The organism is Microbacterium sp. NPDC064978, from assembly GCF_044543605.1.
GTDB classification, from domain to species: domain Bacteria; phylum Actinomycetota; class Actinomycetes; order Actinomycetales; family Microbacteriaceae; genus Microbacterium; species Microbacterium meiriae.
Window position 1 is genome coordinate 154,679 of sequence record NZ_JBITWF010000001.1, and the last position, 19,056, is coordinate 173,734.

14 protein-coding genes are annotated in these 19,056 nt (G+C 70.3%); 6 read left to right on the plus strand and 8 right to left on the minus strand.

Annotated features, from left to right (window positions below; translation table 11 throughout):
- Window positions 1–18 precede the first annotated feature (18 nt).
- Both ACIGJI_RS00770 and dxs read left to right on the plus strand, forming a co-directional pair.
- The gene (locus ACIGJI_RS00770) at window positions 19–2,898 is read left to right on the plus strand and encodes an aconitate hydratase (protein WP_363443803.1); all 2,880 of its coding nucleotides are present in this window, start codon (window positions 19–21) and stop codon (window positions 2,896–2,898) included.
- Between the two features lie 155 nt (window positions 2,899–3,053).
- On the plus strand, window positions 3,054–4,994 hold the full coding sequence (gene dxs / locus ACIGJI_RS00775) for a 1-deoxy-D-xylulose-5-phosphate synthase (RefSeq protein ID WP_366243623.1): 1,941 nt from the start codon (window positions 3,054–3,056) through the stop codon (window positions 4,992–4,994).
- A gap of 30 nt (window positions 4,995–5,024) precedes the next feature.
- On the opposite strand, the gene ACIGJI_RS00780 is transcribed toward dxs, so the two are convergent.
- Both ACIGJI_RS00780 and ACIGJI_RS00785 read right to left on the minus strand, forming a co-directional pair.
- The gene (locus tag ACIGJI_RS00780) at window positions 5,025–6,482 is read right to left on the minus strand and encodes a glycerol-3-phosphate dehydrogenase/oxidase (RefSeq protein WP_363443809.1); all 1,458 of its coding nucleotides are present in this window, start codon (window positions 6,480–6,482) and stop codon (window positions 5,025–5,027) included.
- Window positions 6,479–7,087 (minus strand): TetR/AcrR family transcriptional regulator, encoded by a 609-nt coding sequence (locus ACIGJI_RS00785; RefSeq protein WP_363443812.1) that lies wholly within the window; start codon window positions 7,085–7,087, stop codon window positions 6,479–6,481. The genes ACIGJI_RS00780 and ACIGJI_RS00785 overlap by 4 nt, the downstream gene beginning before the upstream one ends.
- A 20-nt stretch (window positions 7,088–7,107) precedes the next feature.
- Here ACIGJI_RS00785 and ACIGJI_RS00790 point away from each other — a divergent pair, with 20 nt between their 5' ends.
- From ACIGJI_RS00790 to ACIGJI_RS00800, 3 genes are read left to right on the plus strand one after another with little or no spacing between them, the layout of a single operon-like run.
- Window positions 7,108–8,739, plus strand: a complete 1,632-nt coding sequence (locus tag ACIGJI_RS00790; protein WP_363443815.1) for an FAD-binding oxidoreductase — start codon at window positions 7,108–7,110, stop codon at window positions 8,737–8,739.
- 1 nt (window position 8,740) lies between these two features.
- Window positions 8,741–9,655, plus strand: coding sequence for a YegS/Rv2252/BmrU family lipid kinase (locus ACIGJI_RS00795; RefSeq protein WP_363443818.1), 915 nt, complete (start codon window positions 8,741–8,743; stop codon window positions 9,653–9,655).
- Window positions 9,645–11,309, plus strand: coding sequence for a GMC family oxidoreductase (locus ACIGJI_RS00800; protein WP_363443821.1), 1,665 nt, complete (start codon window positions 9,645–9,647; stop codon window positions 11,307–11,309). Before ACIGJI_RS00795 ends, ACIGJI_RS00800 begins: the two co-directional genes overlap by 11 nt.
- On the opposite strand, the gene ACIGJI_RS00805 is transcribed toward ACIGJI_RS00800, so the two are convergent.
- From ACIGJI_RS00805 to ACIGJI_RS00820, 4 genes are all read right to left on the minus strand, one after another.
- Window positions 11,310–13,451, minus strand: coding sequence for a 3-hydroxyacyl-CoA dehydrogenase NAD-binding domain-containing protein (locus ACIGJI_RS00805; protein WP_366243627.1), 2,142 nt, complete (start codon window positions 13,449–13,451; stop codon window positions 11,310–11,312).
- On the minus strand, window positions 13,448–14,653 hold the full coding sequence (locus ACIGJI_RS00810; RefSeq protein WP_363443827.1) for a thiolase family protein: 1,206 nt from the start codon (window positions 14,651–14,653) through the stop codon (window positions 13,448–13,450). The genes ACIGJI_RS00805 and ACIGJI_RS00810 overlap by 4 nt, the downstream gene beginning before the upstream one ends.
- A gap of 73 nt (window positions 14,654–14,726) precedes the next feature.
- Entirely contained in the window at window positions 14,727–15,920 is a 1,194-nt protein-coding gene (locus ACIGJI_RS00815; RefSeq protein WP_126893129.1) for an HRDC domain-containing protein, read from the minus strand.
- Window positions 15,913–16,494 carry a DUF3000 domain-containing protein gene (locus ACIGJI_RS00820; protein ID WP_187661552.1) on the minus strand — a complete coding sequence of 194 codons (582 nt, stop codon included), beginning with the start codon at window positions 16,492–16,494 and terminating at the stop codon, window positions 15,913–15,915. The genes ACIGJI_RS00815 and ACIGJI_RS00820 overlap by 8 nt, the downstream gene beginning before the upstream one ends.
- A gap of 25 nt (window positions 16,495–16,519) precedes the next feature.
- Between ACIGJI_RS00820 and ACIGJI_RS00825 the strand changes: the two genes are divergently transcribed.
- On the plus strand, window positions 16,520–17,677 hold the full coding sequence (locus tag ACIGJI_RS00825) for an alpha/beta fold hydrolase (protein WP_363443831.1): 1,158 nt from the start codon (window positions 16,520–16,522) through the stop codon (window positions 17,675–17,677).
- Here the strand turns inward: ACIGJI_RS00825 and ACIGJI_RS00830 are convergent.
- Both ACIGJI_RS00830 and ACIGJI_RS00835 read right to left on the minus strand, forming a co-directional pair.
- Window positions 17,661–18,092, minus strand: a complete 432-nt coding sequence (locus tag ACIGJI_RS00830) for a SufE family protein (protein WP_187661550.1) — start codon at window positions 18,090–18,092, stop codon at window positions 17,661–17,663. The two genes, ACIGJI_RS00825 and ACIGJI_RS00830, sit on opposite strands and share 17 nt — an antisense overlap.
- An 18-nt stretch (window positions 18,093–18,110) precedes the next feature.
- Window positions 18,111–19,004, minus strand: coding sequence for a sulfurtransferase (locus tag ACIGJI_RS00835; protein ID WP_025103554.1), 894 nt, complete (start codon window positions 19,002–19,004; stop codon window positions 18,111–18,113).
- Window positions 19,005–19,056 lie beyond the last annotated feature (52 nt).

Sequence of the window (19,056 nt, forward strand, 5' to 3'; positions counted from 1 at the left end):
GCCGCACCGGCGAGCAAGATGGAGGCGCCTGTCGCTCCCATCCGAATAGAAGGAGACGGATTCGTGTCCACGGTGAACAGCTTCGGTGCCAAGAGCACCCTGACGGTCGGCAGCACCGACTACGAGATCTTCCGCATCGACACGGTGCCCGGTTTCGACAAGCTCCCCTTCAGCCTCAAGGTCCTCCTGGAGAACCTGCTTCGCACCGAGGACGGCGCGAACGTCACGAAGGCGCAGATCGAGGCGCTCGGGTCGTGGGACGCCAACGCGGAGCCCAACACCGAGATCCAGTTCACGCCGGCGCGCGTGGTCATGCAGGACTTCACCGGTGTGCCCTGCATCGTCGACCTCGCCACCATGCGCGAGGCCGTGACGGCGCTCGGGGGAGACCCGAACAAGATCAACCCGCTCTCGCCGGCCGAGATGGTCATCGACCACTCCGTCATCGCCGACCTGTTCGGCACCGAGAACGCGCTCGAGCGCAACGTCGAGATCGAGTACGAGCGCAACGGCGAGCGGTACCAGTTCCTCCGCTGGGGCCAGACCGCGTTCCAGGACTTCAAGGTCGTACCCCCCGGCACCGGCATCGTCCACCAGGTGAACATCGAGCACCTCGCGAAGGTCATCTACGACCGCACCAACGGCGGCGTCCTCCAGGCCTACCCCGACACCTGTGTCGGCACCGACTCGCACACCACGATGGTCAACGGCCTGGGCGTGCTCGGCTGGGGCGTCGGCGGCATCGAGGCCGAGGCCGCGATGCTCGGCCAGCCCGTGTCGATGCTCATCCCGCGCGTCGTCGGCTTCAAGCTCTCCGGTGAGATCCCCGCCGGTGTGACGGCGACCGACGTCGTGCTCACCATCACCGACATGCTGCGCAAGCACGGCGTCGTCGGCAAGTTCGTCGAGTTCTACGGCGAGGGCGTCGCCTCCGTGCCGCTCGCGAACCGCGCGACGATCGGCAACATGTCGCCCGAATTCGGCTCGACCGCCGCGATCTTCCCGATCGACGACGTCACCCTCGACTACCTGCGTCTCACCGGCCGCAGCGACGAGGCCGTCGCGCTCGTCGAGGCCTACGCCAAGGAGCAGAAGCTCTGGCACGACGCCTCTCACGAGCCCGTCTTCAGCGAGTACATGGAGCTCGACCTCAGCACGGTCGTCCCGTCCATCGCCGGTCCGAAGCGCCCGCAGGACCGCATCCTCCTCTCCGAGGCGAAGACGCAGTTCGAGCAGGACATCCTGAACTACGCCACGGCCTCGACCAGCGACGACATCGTCGACCTCGAGTCCAAGCACTCCTTCCCGGCGTCCGACCCCGGACAGGTCCCGGGGGAGGAGGAGCCGACCACGCGTCCGGTGCACATCAGCAGCGGTGCGCCGGCCAACGTGTCGAACCCCGTGCCGGTCACGACTCCCGAGGGCGAGCAGTACACCCTCGACAACGGCGCCGTCACGCTGGCCGCCATCACGTCGTGCACCAACACGTCCAACCCGTCGGTCATGATCGCCGCCGGTCTCCTCGCCCGCAAGGCGCGGGAGAAGGGCCTCAAGCAGAAGCCGTGGGTGAAGACCACGCTCGGCCCGGGGTCGAAGGTCGTCACGGACTACTACGAGAAGTCCGGCCTGGACAAGGACCTCGAGGGCCTCGGCTTCTACACGGTCGGCTACGGCTGCACCATCTGCATCGGAAACTCCGGTCCGCTGATCGAAGAGGTCTCCGAGGCGATCAACTCGCACGACCTCGCCGTGACGGCCGTCCTCTCGGGCAACCGCAACTTCGAGGGCCGCATCAGCCCGGACGTGAAGATGAACTACCTGGCGAGCCCGCCGCTGGTCATCGCGTACGCCCTCGCCGGCTCGATGCACTTCGACTTCGAGACCGACGCGCTCGGCACGGACGCGGACGGCAACGACGTGTTCCTCAAGGACATCTGGCCCTCGCCGGACGAGGTGCAGGAGATCGTCGACTCGTCGATCTCGCGCGACCAGTTCATCAGGCAGTACGCCACCGTGTTCGACGGTGACGAGCGCTGGCGCAACCTGCCCACGCCGGACGACGACACGTTCCAGTGGGACGAGGACTCGACCTACGTGCGCAAGGCCCCGTACTTCGACGGCATGACGATGGAGCTCACCCCGGTGAAGGACATCGAGGGTGCGCGCGTCATGGCGACGCTGGGCGACTCGGTCACCACCGACCACATCTCGCCCGCCGGAAACATCAAGCCGGGCACGCCCGCGGCCCAGTACCTCACGGAGCACGGCGTCGACCGCAAGGACTTCAACTCCTTCGGCTCGCGTCGCGGCAACCACGAGGTCATGATCCGCGGCACCTTCGCGAACATCCGCCTGAAGAACCTCATGGTCTCGGCCGTGAACGACGGACAGGTCGTCGAGGGCGGTTACACCCGCGACTTCACCCAGCCGGACGGCCCGCAGTCGTACATCTACGACGCGTGCATGAACTACGCCGAGCAGGGCACCCCGCTCGTCGTGTTCGGCGGCAAGGAGTACGGCTCCGGCTCGTCGCGCGACTGGGCGGCCAAGGGCACCAGCCTCCTGGGCGTCAAGGCCGTGATCACGGAGAGCTTCGAGCGCATCCACCGCTCCAACCTCATCGGCATGGGCGTCGTCCCGCTGCAGTTCCCCGCCGGCGAGAGCTGGGAGTCGCTGGGCCTCGACGGCACCGAGATCGTCTCGATCACGGGGCTCGAGGAGCTCAACAACGGCGTCACCCCGAAGACGGTCAAGGTCACCGCCACCCCGAGCGAGCACTCGCCCGAGGGCAAGCAGCCGGTCGAGTTCGACGCGGTCGTCCGCATCGACACCCCCGGTGAGGCGGACTACTACCGCAACGGCGGCATCCTGCAGTACGTGCTGCGCTCGCTCGTCTGAGGCGCATCGATGAAGGGGCCCGTGTCCACCGACACGGGCCCCTTCGGCATGTCAAGGGTCCCCCGCCCTCGGGGGATTCCCGGCTCCGAGCGGTAGGATCGGGAAGACGTCCGCACCCGTTCGGACGCTCCGTCGAGGCCTGTGAGGAGGCGCAGATGCCCATTCTTCCGAGCATCTCTGGACCGCGCGATCTTGATCGGCTCTCTCCGGAGCAACTGGAAGAACTCGCCTCGGAGATCCGCGCGTTCCTCGTCGAGAACGTCTCGCAGACGGGCGGTCACCTCGGGCCGAACCTCGGCGTGGTGGAGCTGACGATCGCCCTGCACCGCGTGTTCTCCTCTCCGGACGACCCCTTCATCTTCGACACCGGCCACCAGTCGTACGTCCACAAGATCCTCACCGGTCGCCAGGACTTCTCGAAGCTGCGCGTCCGGGAGGGGCTTGCGGGCTACCCGCAGCGCGCGGAGAGCCCGCACGACGTCGTCGAGTCGTCCCACGCCTCCAGCTCCCTGAGCTGGGCCGACGGCGTGTCGCGGGCACTCACCGCCACCGGCCGGGCGGACCGACACGTCGTCGCGGTCGTCGGCGACGGCGCGCTGACCGGCGGTATGACATGGGAGGCGCTGAACAACATCTCCGACGACAACGACCGCAACCTCGTCATCGTCGTGAACGACAACGGCCGCTCGTACGCGCCGACCATCGGCGGCATGTCGCGCTTCCTCAACCGGGTCCGCACCGCCGCGGCCTACAAGGACCTCCACCACAAGTCCGATCGCCTCTTCCGCGCGTTCGGGCCGGTGGGACGCGCAGTGTTCCGCGGCGTGCGCGGCGGCACGCACGGCTTCCTCTCGCGGTTCACGAACAACGAGGCGCTGTACTCCAACCTCGACATCAAGTACCTCGGCCCGGTCGACGGTCACGATCTGCCGGCGCTGCTGGAGACGCTGGAACTCGCGAAGTCCTACGGCGCGCCGGTCATCGTGCACGCGATCACCGAGAAGGGTCGCGGCTACCAGCCGGCCCGTGACGACGAGGCCGACCAGTTCCACGCGGTCGGCAAGATCGATCCGACGACGGGGGAGACCCTGTCCTCAGGCGGCCGAGGGTGGACCGATGTCTTCTCCGACGCTCTCGTGAAGGTCGGGGAGCGACGCTCGGACGTGATCGCCATCACCGCCGCCATGCTCCGGCCCACCGGCCTCGCCCCCTTCGCGGAGCGCTTCCCCGACCGGGTCTACGACGTCGGCATCGCCGAGCAGCACGCGGTGGCCTCGGCTGCCGGACTCGCGTACGGCGGGCTGCACCCGGTCGTCGCCGTCTACGCCACGTTCATGGGACGCGCGTTCGACCAGGTGCTCATGGACGTCGCGTTGCACCGGGCGGGCGTCACGTTCGTGCTCGATCGCGCCGGTGTCACCGGCCCGGACGGACCGAGTCACCACGGCATGTGGGATCTGGCGATGCTGCAGATCGTGCCGCACATCCGCATCGCCGCACCCCGTGATGGTGCGCGACTGACGGAGGCGCTCGACGAAGCGGTCGCCGTCGAGGACGCTCCGACCGTCATCCGCTTCCCGAAGGGCGATGTCTCCGCCGATCTGCCGGCGCTCGAGCGCCTCGAGGACGGCGTGGACGTGCTCGCACGGGGCGAGGGCGAGGACGTCCTCATCGTCGCGATCGGACCCTTCGCCGTCCTTGCCGTCGACGTGGCTGACCGGCTGCGCGCCCAGGGCATCGGCGCCACTGTGATCGACCCGCGCTGGGCGATCCCCGTGCAACCGTCGGTCGTCGAGCTCGCTGCGCAGCATCGACTGGTGATCACGCTGGAGGACGGCATCCGCGTGGGCGGCATCGGCACGCGCGTGCGGCAGGTGCTCCGCGAGGCGGGCATCGACACGGCCGTCGACGAGCTGGGTCTTCCCGACGAGTTCGTCGACCACGCGTCGCGCGACCAGATCCTCGCCGATGCCGGTCTCACGGCCTCGAAGATCGCTCAGGACGTCGTGGCGCAGGTGCTCGGTACGCGCATCCCGAAGGCGCGCCACGCCGGGGAGACCGGAGCGATCGAGCTCCCACTCCACGAGCGCCACTGACGGACGTTCCCTGGAGCGGGCTTCCGTCGGTCAGGGGACGTCGGCGAGAGTCTCGGCGACGATCCGTTCCACGGTCGGGAGAGCTCTGGCGCGTTCGTCGGGGACCAGCCCGATCCGAGTGCGACGATCGAGCACATCGGCCGCGGTGAGAGCGCCCTGCGACCGGACAGCGTGCTCGACGACCGGTCGGGAGAGGGCGATGCCGTCCGCAACGGCGTCCTGCGAGCCGTTGTCCGGGGCGGGATCGTCGATAAGTCGCAGGGTCGCGGTGCCGCTGGGTCCGACCCGGAGGCCGCGCTGTCGCACCGCCAGATCCACCGCGTCCTCCGCCATGCGTCGGTAGGTCGTGAGCTTGCCGCCGAGCACGGAGACCACCCCGGACTCGGAGGTGCGGACGAGATGCCGGCGGGAGACGTCCGCCGTCTCGGCCGCTCCGGTGTCGACCAGTGGACGCAGCCCCGCGAACGCGCCGCGGACGCGGTTCCGCGCCAGCGGCACCGCGAGCAGGCGGTTCAGTGTCTCCAGGAGGAAGTCGATCTCGGTGTCGGTGGGCTCGGCGACGGAGGGGATGGGTCCGGGCGCGTCCACGTCGGTGAGTCCGACGATGACACGCCCACCGCGCTGCGGCAGGGCGAACACGTAGCGGCTGATGGAGCCTTCGAGCGGGATGGTGAGCGCAGCGGTCGGATGCCCGAGGTCGGCGGCGTCGAGGACGATGTGGGTGCCGCGGCTCGGGCGTAGCGTGAGGCCGTCGTCCAGAGTCGCCGCCCAGACTCCGGTGGCGTTGACGACCGCCCGTGCACGGATCTCGATGCGTTCCCCGGTGAGCATGTCCGTCGTCGTGGCCCCGTCGGCATGCAGCCGCTCGGCGCGCACCCTGGTCAGGATCCGCGCGCCGAGACCGGCAGCCGTCCGGGCGACGGCCACGACGAGGGCGGCGTCATCGGACAGCTGGCCGTCATACGTGACCATGCCGCCGCGGAGGCCCCAAGGGTTGAGCGCGGGGAACAGGCGCAGCGCCCTCGCCGTCCCGACGGCGTGCGGTCCCGGCAGCACCTTCCCGCTCGTGCGCGCTTGCAGGCGGAGGAGGTCACCCATTGCCATCCCCGCCGCTCCGGCCCCGCGCTGGCGGCCGCTGACGCCGGGCGCGAAAGGGAGCAGCTGTCCGAGCGGACGGATCAGATGGGGCGCGATCACCGTCATCAGCAGATGCCGTTCGCGTGCGCTCTCGCGTGCCGTCGCCACGTCCCCCGTCGCGAGATACCGCAGGCCGCCGTGGACGAGTTTCGAGCTGAACCGGCTCGTCCCGAACGCGAGGTCCTCCGCCTCGATCAGGGTCACGCGGAGCCGGCGCGATGCGGCGTCCAGGGCCACGCCCGTTCCGGTGATCCCTCCGCCGACGACGAGGAGGTCGCAGATGTCATCGGCCGCGGCGTCGAGTTCGCGTCGACGGCGGCCCGCGTGGAGGGCGGTCGAGGCAGGGGTCATGGCCGCAGGTGGCCGTCCAGCGCGGCGCGGAGCTCGCGCTCCCAGGCCCGCTCGTCGATGAGGTCGGCCACCGTCGCGTGCGACAGCACAGCGGACTGGGCGATCAGGAGCAGCATGACGGCGATCTCGCCGGGGGCGCCCCCGCGCACCGATCCGTCGGCCTGGCCGGCCGCGATAGCGTCGGACAGCCACCGCAGGATGAGTCGCTGGCTGGACCCCACGCGGTGCAGGGTGTAGCGGGTGAACGCTTCGGGCTCCTCGTCGAGGAGATGGGCGTACACCGGGTCGGCGCGGAACAGCGAGGTGAACCGCAGCACGTCCTCGACGAGAGCGTCTCGCGAGTTGGCTCGCTCGGGGAACCCGACGAGGAGGTCGGCGACCCGCCGCAGGAGCGCGGAACGGACGACGTCGTCGGCATCCCGCCACGTCCGGTAGATGGTGGGCCGGCTGAGGCCGGAACGCCGTGCGAGGGCGGCGATCGTCACCCCGTGCACGCCGCCGCGGACGAGCAGCTCATCGGCCGCGTCGAGCACGCGCCGCTGCGTGGCGTCCCACGCCGGGGCGAGGGAGTCCGAGGGAAGAGTGGAAGATTGACGTTCTTCCATGATGTGTCACACTGTAACGCATGGAGCAGCGGAACGGCAGCGGAGCCGACAGACCCGAGATGCGCTGGAACGGGTGGGGCGACCCGAGTCGGGCGAAGGATCTCCCGCTCGCCGTCCGCGGGCTGCTGCCGTTGCTGTTGGGCCGCGTGCGGCGCCCTCCGCAGCCGCCCGCGCTGGAGGACGTGCGCGTCCGGCCCTCCCGGCTGACGGCGGACGATGTCGCTGCACTCGAAGATTCCGTGGGCGCCGATGCGGTCGACGTCTCGACCGCGGGACGGCTCCGGCATGCGGGAGGGCGTTCCACGCCCGATCTCCTGCGTCGACGGGCTCTCGAGCAGGATGCGCCCGATGCCGTCGTGTCTCCTGCCGACCATGACACCGTCCGTGCGTGTCTCGCTCTGGCGGGGGAGCGGGGGCTCGCCGTGATCCCCTTCGGCGGGGGAACGAGCGTCGTGGGGGCGCTGGACCCGGAGCCCGGCCCGCATCGCGCCGTGCTCAGCCTGGATCTGCGCCGGCTCTCCGGCCTGCTCCACCTCGACACGCTCAGCGGCGAGGCGACCCTTGCGGCGGGGACGACCGGACCCGATGCCGAAGCGCAGCTCTCCGCACACGGCTTGGAGTTGGGCCACTTCCCGCAGAGCTTCCGGTACGCCACGATCGGAGGGTTCGCGGCTGCACGGTCGTCCGGACAGAACTCCGCGGGCAACGGGCGGTTCGAGGCGATGGTGACGGGGATCCGGGTCGCGACACCGACGGGAGACCTCGACCTCGGACGCGCGCCGGGGTCGGCGGCCGGCCCCGATCTCCTCCGCCTCTTCCTCGGCTCCGAGGGGATCTTCGGCGTCATCACCGAGGTCCGGGTCCGCGTGCACCCGGTGCCGACGGTGCGAATCTTCGAGTCGTGGACCTTCCCCGACTTCGCCGGCGGTGCCGATGCGCTCCGCCGCGTCGTGCAGCAGGGGGCGGGTCCCACGGTCATCCGTCTCTCCGACGAGGCCGAGACCGCCGTGAGCCTCGCCCAGGTCGGCCGGATCGGGAAGGCCCTCGCGAAGGGGGCGAGCGTCGTGACGGTGTTCGAGGGCGACGAGGCCGCGGCGCGCCGGGACCGGACCGCGGCGATCCTCGCCGCGGCGGGCGGTCGCTCTGCGGGCACCGGCGATGCGGAGGAGTGGGCGGCGGGACGATTCGACGGACCCTACCTGCGCGATGCGCTGCTCGACGCCGGGGTGTTCTGCGAGACGCTGGAGACGGCGACGACCTGGTCGAACCTCCGCACTCTGAAGGAGGCCGTCGAGGCGGCGCTGCGGGACGGTTTCGACGCGGTCGACGCGCGTTCGTACGTCATGTGCCACGTCTCGCACGTGTATCCGACGGGCGCCTCCCTCTACTTCACGGTGCTCGCCGGACTGCGACGCGAACCGTTGGGCGCGTGGGCCGAGGTGAAGGGCAGGGTGAACGACGCGATCCTCGCGAACGGCGGGACGATCAGCCATCATCACGCCGTGGGTCGCGATCACGCCCCCTGGCTCGCGCAGGAGATCGGTGAGACCGGCGTGCGGATCCTCACCGCCGTCAAGCGGGAGCTGGACCCTCGCGGCATCATGAATCCAGGTGCCGTGCTCGTCGATGTCCCGACGAGGGCGACCGTCTGAGATGGGGCACATCGCGGTGCTGTCGAATCCGCTCTCCGGCAAGGGCCGCGGGCAGCGGGCCACCGAGGAGGCGCTCGATCACCTGCGACAGCGGGGCGCGGATGTCCGCGTCTACGCCGGAGGGTCGCCCGCGGAGACGAGGCGGCTCGCGATGCTCGCGCTGGACGCGGCACCGGACGGGCTCGTCCTGGTGGGCGGCGACGGCACCCTCTCGGGCATCCTCGACGTGGTGTGCGCCGCAGGCGTCCCGGTCACGGTGGTCCCCGCCGGCACCGGGAACGACCTGGCGCGAGCGCTCGGGCTGCCGCGCACGGACGTGGCGGCGGCTGTCGAGCTCGCCCTGACCGGCCTGCCCCGGCCCATCGACATCGGCGAGGTGCGGACATCGACGGGCACGTCGCTGTTCCTCACCGTGGCGGCGCTGGGGTTCGACGCCCGCGTGAGCGATCGCACCAATCGCCTCCGCTGGCCGTCCGGCGCACTGCGGTACTACCTCGCGCTGCTCATCGAGCTCGTCCGGCTGCGTCCGCTCGACTTCACGATCCGCGCCGATGACGGCCCGGCGATCCCCGCCCGCGGCACTCTGGTGGCGGTCGGGAACACGGCCAGCTACGGCGGAGGGATGCCGGTCTGCGTGGGCGCCGTTCCGGATGACGGCACCCTCGACGTCGTCGCCGTGGGGCCCCTGGGCCGCCTCCGCCTCGTCCGCCTGTTCCCCGTGCTCCTGCGCGGGAGGCATCTCGCGCGCCCGGAGGTGCACCACCTCCGGGCGCGCACGGTCACCGTCGCCGCGCCCGGTCTCGTGGCCTACGCGGACGGCGAGCGCGTGGGGGAGGAGACCTGCACGATCTCGGTCCGCGCGGCGGCGCTGACCGTCATGACCGACGCGGAGAGGAGGGACGCACATGTTCGATGAGGACGTCGTGATCGTCGGGTCGGGGTTCGGCGGCTCCGTCGCCGCACTCCGGCTCACCGAGAAGGGCTACCGCGTCCGCGTGTTCGAGGCCGGGCGACGATTCGCCGACGAGGACTTCGCGAAGACGAGCTGGGACGTGCGTCGCTATCTCTGGGCCCCGGCGCTCCGGTGCTTCGGAGTGCAGCGCATCCATCGGCTTCCGCACGTGATGATCCTCGCCGGCGCCGGCGTCGGCGGCGGGTCGCTCAACTACGCGAACACGCTGTACGAGCCGGGCGCGGCGTTCTTCGCCGACCCGCAGTGGTCGTCGATCCGGGACTGGAGCGCGGCTCTGGCCCCGCACTACGCCACGGCCACGCGCATGCTCGGCGTGGTGGAGCACTATCCTCACGACGGACCCGTCGAGCGGATCATGGCCGGTGCCGCCGAGGACCTCGGGGTGGGCGCCACCTTCCGCCGGGCACCCGTCGGCGTGTGGTTCGGCGTACCCGGTGAGCGAGTCGCTGACCCGTTCTTCGGCGGTGAGGGCCCCGAGCGCACGGGCTGTACGCTCTGCGGCAACTGCATGGTCGGCTGCCGCGTCGGTGCCAAGAACACCCTGATGAAGAACTACCTCGCCCTCGCCGAGCGCCGCGGAGCGGTCATCGAGCCGCTGCGTACCGTGACCGAGGTGCGGGAGCTCCCGAACGGCGGATTCTCCGTCACGACGCGCCGCAGCGGCTCCTGGTTCCGACGGCGTCCTCAGACCGTCACGGCACGGGAGGTCGTCCTGGCGGCGGGCACCTGGGGCACCCAGCAGCTCCTCCATCGGATGAAGGCCGCCGGCGCGCTGCCGCACGTCTCCGACGCCGTGGGCCGGCTCACCCGCACCAACTCAGAGGCCCTGGACGGCGCCGTCGCCGTCCGGGTGCCCGAGCGGGTGGAGCTGGCGCGGGGCGTGGCGATCACCACCTCGTTCCACGTGGATGACCGCACCCATGTCGAGAACGTCCGCTACGGTCCGGGGTCGAACCTCATGGGAGCACTCGCCACCGTGCTGGTCCCGGGCGACCGCGCGCTTCCGGGCCGCCTGGTCGCGCTCGTGGGCCAGGTGCTGCGCCGCCCCGCCCGGGCCCTGCGCCTCGCGTCCCTCCGGCGCTGGAGCGAGCGCGGGATCATCGCACTCGTCATGCAGACCGCCGACAACTCGCTCACGCTGTCGCTGCGGCGCCGCTTCGGACGGACGAGACTGACGAGCGCGCAGGGTCACGGCGCGCCGAACCCCAGCCACCTCCCCGAGGCGCATCGCGCGGCCCGTGCCATCGCCGCGCGTCTGGAGCGCGAGGGTGGGGTTCCCGCCGAGGCGCGCGGTTCGTGGCCGGAGGTCTTCGGGATCCCGCTCACGGCACACTTCCTCGGCGGAGCCGTGATCTCCGGATCACCGGAGGAGGGTGTCGTGGACGAGTACCAGCGCGTCTGGGGACACCCGGGGTTGCACGTCGTCGACGGGGCCGCTGTGCCCGCAAATCCGGGGGTGAACCCGTCCCTGACCATCACCGCGCTCGCGGAGCATGCCCTGTCGCACTGGCCGCGCCGCGGCGAGCCGGATGCCCGTCCGGCACCGGGGACGACACAGGGGGCCACGCCTACGGCGCGACCCCCTGCGGAGACGTGATCAGCGGCTTTCGATGCCGCGGATCTGCGGGGTGTGGAAGGAACCGCCGAACGCGCGCTCGGACGCCCCCTCGCGATCGAGATACGGCGAGGCCCCACCGTCGATGAACGGCCAGCCTGCCCCGAGGATGAGGCACAGGTCGATGTCCTCGACCTCCGGGACCACGCCCTCGTCGAGCATCAGCTTGATCTCGGTCGCGAGCCCGTCCTGCACGCGCTGCAGGATCGTGGCCGCCGATGCCGGGTTCTTGCCGACGGCGGGCGCCAGGACCTTCTCGGCCTGCTTCGTCCAGCCGACCACACGGCCGCCCTTGTCCTTCTCGACGACCTGGTCGAGCTCGGCGAGGGCGTGGAAGTTCTCGTTGGCGTAGAACCGGTCGGGGAATGCGCGCACCATCGTGTCCTGCACGTGCGCGGCCACCTTCCAGCCGACGAGGTCGATGAGCTGGAAGGGCCCCATCGGCAGGCCGAGCGGCGCGAACGCCTTCTCGACGTCGGCGATCGGAGTGCCCTCGTAGACGGCGCGCGCCGCCTCGCCCATGACCTTCGCGAGCAGGCGGTTCACCACGAAGCCCGGGGCGTCGGCGGTGAGCACCGCGTTCTTGCCCAGGTTCTTGGCGACGACGAATGCGGTGGACAGTGCGGTGTCCGCGGTCGTCGGCGTCTTCACGATCTCGATCAGCGGCATGACCGCGACCGGGTTGAAGAAGTGGAAGCCGACGAGCCGTTCGGGGTGGGCGAGCTTCGTGCCGATCTCCTCGACCGACAGCGACGAGGTGTTCGTGGCGAGCACCGCGTCCTCCGCGATGATCTTCTCGATCTCACCGAAGACCTGCTGCTTGACGCCGACCTCCTCGAAGACCGCCTCGATCACGAAGTCGCAGTCCGCGTAGAGAGCCTTGTCGGTGGTGCCAGTGACGAGCCCGCGCAGCTTGTTCGCGGTGTCCGCGTCCACGCGGCCCTTGGCCTCCAGCTTGCCGATCTCCTCGTGGATGTAGGCGACGCCCTTGTCCACGCGTGCCTGGTCCAGGTCGGTGATCAGCACCGGCACCTGGAGATTGCGCACGAACAGCAGCGCGAACTGGCTGGCCATGAGACCCGCGCCGATGATGCCGACCTTGGTGACCTTCTTCGCGAGCTGCTTGTCCGGTGCGCCGACCGGACGCTTCGCACGCTTCTGCACGAGGTCGAAGGCGTACATCGACGCGGCGAACTGGTCCCCGGTCACCAGTTCCGCCAGCGCCTCGTCCTCGCGGGCGAAACCCTCCGCCTTGGTGCCGCTCTTCGCCTTGTCGAGCAGCTCGAGAGCCGCGTAGGGCGACTTCGGCACGGTGCCGATCTTGGACTCCAGCATGCCGCGCGCCATCTTGATGGCGATCGGCCACTTGGTGAGCCGCTCGATCTTGCCCGGCTCGTTCTTGCGCACGACCTTCTTGCCGCCGAGGACCGCGTCCGCCCAGGCGAGCGAGTTCTCGAGGTAGTTCGCAGCGGGGAAGATGGCGTCGAAGATGCCGAGGTCGAAGGCCTGCTGCGGCTTCAGCATGCGGTTCTGCTTGAGGGGGTTGGAGATGACCACCTCGAGGGCGTTCTCGATGCCGATGAGGTTCGGCAGCAGGTACGCCCCGCCCCAGCCGGGGATGATGCCGAGGAAGACCTCGGGGAGCGCCACGGCCGCCGCCGATGCGTCGACCGTGCGGTAAGTGGAGTTCAGCGCGATCTCCAGGCCACCGCCCAGTGCGAGTCCGTTCACGAACGCGAACGACGGCACGCCGAGCTCGCTCAGCTTCCCGAGCACCTTGTGGCCGAGCTGGGCGATCAGACGCGCGTTGTCCCGGGAGCCGACCTTGCTGATGTCCGAGAGGTCGGCACCGGCGGCCATGATGTACTGCTTGCCGGTGATGCCGACCGCCTGGATCTCGCCGGCCGCCGCGCGGCTCTTCAGGCCGTCGAGTGTCGCGCCGAGTTCGGTGAGGGTGGCCGGACCGAGGGTGTTCGGGCGGGTGTGGTCCCGACCGTTGTCCAGCGTGATCAGGGCGAGGACCTTGCCCGACGCGAGGCGGATGTCACGCACGGGGGAGTGCGTGATGACCTCTCCCTCGGTGAGCGCCTGGATGGGCGAGAAGTCGACGTCGTCGTAGCTCACTTCTTCTTCTTTCCGTCGTAGTGCGGGTTCTCCCAGATGACCGATCCGCCCTGACCGAGACCGACGCACATCGCCGTCAGGCCGTAGCGCACGTCGGGGCGCTCGGCGAACTGCGCCGCGAGCTGGATCATGAGGCGGACGCCGGATGCGGCCAGCGGGTGGCCCACGGCGATCGCGCCGCCCCACGGGTTCACGCGGGGGTCGTCGTCGTCGATGCCGAAGTGGTCGAGCAGGGAGATGACCTGGATGGCGAACGCCTCGTTGAGCTCGAAGAGTCCGATGTCGGAGATGTCGAGACCGGCCTTCTTGAGCGCCTTCTCGGTCGACGGGATCGGGCCGATGCCCATGATCTCGGGCTGCACGCCGGCGAAGGCGAACGAGACCATGCGCATCTTGGGCGCGAGTCCGAGCTCCTTGACGGCGCCGCCGCCGGCGAGCAGCGACATCGTCGCGCCGTCGGTGAGCGGCGAGGACGTCCCTGCGGTGACGCGGCCGTGCGGACGGAACGGCGTCTTGAGGCCGGCGAGGTCCTCCATCGTGGTCTGCGGACGGCGGCCCTCGTCCTCGGTGGCCAGGCCCCAGGCGCCGTCGGCGCCCTTGATCGCGACCGGCACGAGATCCGGCTGGATCTTGCCGGCGTCATAGGCGGCCTGCACCTTCTGCTGGCTGCGCATGCCGTAGCGGTCGGAGCGCTCCTTGGTGAGGTGCGGGAAGCGGTCGAAGATGCGCTCCGCGGTGACGCCCATGTTGAGGGCTCCGGGGTCGACCATCTTCTCCGCCACGAAACGCGGGTTGGGGTCGGCGTTCGCGCCGATCGGGTGGTGCCCCATGTGCTCGACACCGCCCGCCAGGGCGAGATCGTACATGCCCACGCCGATCGAGGCGCCCATGGTCGTCACGCTCGTCATCGCGCCGGCGCACATGCGCTCCACCGCGAGTCCGGGGACGGTCTGGGGGAGTCCGGCGAGGATCGCCACCGACCGCCCGAGGGTGAGCCCCTGGTCGCCGGTCTGGCTCGTCGCGGCGATGGCGACATCGTCGATGCGGTCCGCCGGTACGGCCGCGTTGCGCTCCATCAGGCCGATGGTCGCCTTCACGGCGAGGTCATCCGCGCGGGTGTTCCAGTACATGCCCTTTTCGCCGGCGCGCCCGAAGGGGGTGCGCACTCCATCGACGAAGAAGACGTCCGAGATCTCGGCCACTCTGCCTCCAAGTTAGTGCGGTGGCCTCAGTCTATGAACGGCCGGAAACCGGGAGGAATCGGTTGGATCGAACCTACGAAGCGGTCGCGGACGTGGTGTCCGGCGATTGCGCCGCCTCTACAAAGGCGTCGGCGATCTTCTGTGCAGTCTGTTCAACCTGCCAGGGGCGGGCTCCGAGCGCGGAGAGCGCGGCGCCGATCTCTTCCGCCGTCGTCCCAGGGCCGTCCCACGCGACTCGGCGCAGGTACTCGGGCGTGAGGAGGTTCTCGGTGGGCATGCCCAGCTCCTCCGCGACGGCCTCGACGGCGGGACGGGCGGCCTTCAGGCGGGCGTCCGCCTCCGGGTTGCGGTCGCCCCAGGCACGGGGCGGCGGGAGCGCGTCGCTGGGCACACGCTCGCGCGGCAGCGTCTCTGCGGCACGGCCGTCGACGATCGCCTGCCACCAGCGGTCGAGCTGGGTGCGGCTCGCGCGACCCTGGAACTCCTTGACTCCCGCGAGAGCCTGCTTGGAGGCAGGGTTGGCGAGGACCGCGGCGACGAGGGAGCGGTCCGGAACGAGGCGCCCGGGCGAGATGTCCTGCTGCTGCGCGTACATCTCGCGCGCCTCCCACAGGGCGCGGGCGACGGCGAGGTTGCGGGCGCCGCGCACCTGGTGGAGCCCGCTCAGCCGCCGCCAGGGGTCTTCGCGCGGGGCCTTCGGGGCGCGCGCCAGGGTGGCGGCGAACTCCTGCGCGGCGAACGCGGTCTTGCCCTGTTCCTCGAGCTCGGCGACGAGGGCGTCGCGGACGTCGACGAGGTGCAGCACGTCGAGCGCGGCATAGTCCAGCCAGGAGTCGGGCAGCGGACGGGTCGACCAGTCGGCCGCCGAGTGCTCCTTCTTCAGGGTGATGCCGAGCGTGTCCTCGACGACGGCGGCCAGACCCACACGGTCGTGACCGAGCAGGCGGGACGCCAGCTCGGTGTCGAAGATCTCCTTCGGCTCCAGGTGCAGCTCGCGCAGCGACGGGAGGTCCTGGCTGGCCGCGTGGAGCACCCACTCGACGTCGCCGATGGCCTCCTGCAGGGGAGCGAAGTCGCCGATCGCGGGCGGGTCGAACAGGAACACCCCGGCCTCGCGCCGGAACACCTGGACCAGATAGGCCCGCTGCGAGTAGCGGAAGCCGGACGCCCGCTCGACATCGACGGCGACCGGCCCGGTGCCTGCGGCGAGCGCAGCGCAGGCGGCACGGAACTCCTCGGTTTCGGAGATCACGGAGTATTCAGTCACGTACAGCCTTTCGCGCGCCGATCACGGCGATGCCCTCGGAACCCGGCGGAAGCCCCGCCAGCATTCCGACCAGCTCGGCCCATGCTTCGACGTGCGGTCGGAACGGGCCCTCCGGAGTCCAGGACGCCCGCAATTCTATCTGTGCGCCGTCTCCCTCGTCGGCGAGGCCGCCGAATCCCTTCGACAGCGTCTTCGTCGACGTGCCGGACGGCGAGTGGTAGATCGCCTCCCGGGAGTCCAGGGCGTCCACGAGCCACGACCACGTGACGTCGGCGAGCAGCGGATCCGTGCCGATCTCGGTCTCGAGCGGAGCCTGGGCGAAGATCACGATGCGCCAGGCGCCTCCCCAGGCGTCCGGCTCGTCCGGATCGTGCAGCAGGATGAACCGTCCGGTCCCGTATATCGAGTCGCCGTCCTCGCCCGGGCGGACGTCGGCGGAGAGCGCGATCGCGAAGGGCGCGAGGTTCTGCGGCGTGGGGATCTCGCGGACCGCGATGTCGTCGCGGAACGCGGTCGCGCGCAGTTCGGCGACGGCGGCGTCGAAGGGCGTCCCGGCCTCGGGGTGTGCGGTCACGGCAACAGGCTAGAGTCGGAAGGCGATGAAGAGTCTCAGGCACGCCGTTGCGATCGTTGTCCCCGCGCTCCTCGCCCTGGGCGCCACCGTCGGGATCCTCGTGATCGCGGTGGCGCGTCGGGTCGTCACCCCGTTGCGAAGCCGCGTCCAGGACACGGAGATCCTCGCGATCGACACCGGGGCGCAGACCATCGAACTCCGCCGCACCCTCGACACCGAGCTGCCAGGGCGATACGGCCTCTTCACCACGGGCACGTACGGCTACGTCAAACTCGGGGCGGTTCTCAGCGCGGACAGCACGACGGTGCGGCGCAAGCTCCTCACGAAGATCGAACCCGGTGCCAGGGTGGACCGCGGCGCGTCCTTCAGCGGCAGCTACTACATGTCGCCGAGTGAGCTGCACCTGCGATGGGAGAACGTGCTCATCGGCTCGCCGGCCGGGCCGTGCCCCGCGTGGTTCTTCCCGGGGGACTCCTCGACCTGGGTCATCCAGGTGCACGGTCGCGGCACGACCCGCGCCGAGTGCCTCCGTGCCGTGCCGGTGATGCACGCGGCGGGGCTGCCCACGCTCGTCGTGTCGTACCGCAACGACGGCGAGGCGCCGCGGACCAAGGCGGGCGCCTATGCGCTCGGCGCATCCGAGTGGCGCGATGTCGACGCCGGGATCGCCTATGCGCTGCGTCACGGCGCCGAGCGGATCGTGCTGATGGGCTGGTCCATGGGCGGGGCGGTATCCTTGCAGGCTGCGGTCAACTCCGGCCATCGGGATCGCATCGCTGGCATCATCCTGGAGTCGCCGGTCGTCGACTGGCGCACGGTCCTCCGTTTCCAGGCTCAGGTCGCCCGGGTGCGCGCACCGCTGCCCGCGCTGGCGATGGGAGCGCTGCAGCTGCCGCTCACGGCGAAGCTCAGCGGTGCGGACGAGCCCATCCTGTTCGACCGTCTGGACATGGTCGCTCGGGCTGATGAGCTACGGGCGCCGATTCTCATCCTGCACAGCGACGACGACGGCTTCGTCCCGGCGGACGCCTCGCACGCACTGCAGGAGGCGCGGCCGGACCTGGTCACCATGCCGCGCTTCACCGTCGCCCGGCACACCAAGCTCTGGAACTACGACGAGATGGGCTGGACCACGGCCATCTCGGAATGGCTCGCGGCACAGGGGCTCAGCGCTTCTGCCTGACCTGGTTCTTGGCCCGCATCAGCATGCCGGTCATGCCGCCGATCCGCAGCGGTGACACGGCCTTGGTGAGCCCGATCGACTGCGGGTAGTCCTCGGGGATCGCCAGCACCTCGTCCGCCGTCAGCCCGGTGAGGCCCTGGACGAGGATGCTCGCGAAGCCCCGGGTCGTCGGTGCCTCCTCAGGGGCCGTGGCGTGCATGGTCACGACGTCGTCGTGGACTTCCACGTAGATGTAGACCGGCGACTGGCATTCCGCGACGCGCTCGCCCATCTCCGGATGCGCCGCGACCTCATCGGAAACGGCGGGTAGCTCGTCGGCGTACTCCAGGAGCAGCAGCAGGCGATCAGATTCCGGGGTCTCCAGGAATCCGTCGCGGATCTCGGCGAGGGTCTCGGGCAGGGCGGAGGCGTTCATCCCCGCCATTCTCCTACCTCAGACGGTGCCGGGCTCCGTGCCCGTGACGATCGGGACGCGCACCGCGCTGCCCCACTCCGTCCACGAGCCGTCGTAGTTGCGGACGTTCTCGAAGCCGAGGAGGTGCTTGAGCACGAACCACGTGTGGCTCGAGCGCTCCCCGATGCGGCAGTAGGCCACGACGTCGTCACCGTCCTGCAGCCCGGCGCCGTCCCGGTAGATGGCGTCGAGCTCGGCGCGGCTCTTGAAGCCGCCGTCCTCGGCGACCGCCTTCGCCCACGGCACGCTCTGCGCGGTGGGGATGTGGCCGGCTCGTAGAGTCCCCTCCTCCGGGTAGGCGGGAGCGGTGGTCCGCTCTCCGCTGTACTCCTCCGGGGAACGGACGTCGATGAGCGGGTTGCCGAGGTGCGCGAGCACGTCTTCCTTGTACGCGCGGATGGCCGTGTCGTCCCGCTCCACTACCGGGTACTCCGTGGCGGGACGGTTCGTCGCCTCGCGGGTCAGCTCGCGGCCCTCCGCGATCCAGCGATCACGGCCGCCGTCGAGGAGGCGGACGTCCTCGTGACCGAAGAGGGAGAAGACCCACAGCGCGTACGCCGCCCACCAGTTGTTCTTGTCGCCGTAGATCACGACCGTGTCGTCGCGGGCGATGCCCTTGCGGCTCAGCAGCTCGGCGAAGCCCTCGCCGTCGACGTAGTCCCGCACGACCGGGTCGTTGAGCTCCGTGTGCCAGTCCACCTTCACCGCTCCGGGAATGTGGCCCGTCTCGTAGAGGAGCACGTCCTCGTCCGACTCGACGACCACGAGGCCGGGCTCTCCCAGGTGGGCGGCGAGCCACTCGGTCGTCACCAGGCGGCCGGGCTCGGCGTACTCGGCGAACTTGGGGGAGGAGGAGTCGAACTCGATGGCCATGGGGTCTCCGTAGCGGTGAGCGGGCGAGCGGGCGGTGCGGACGGCGTAGTGT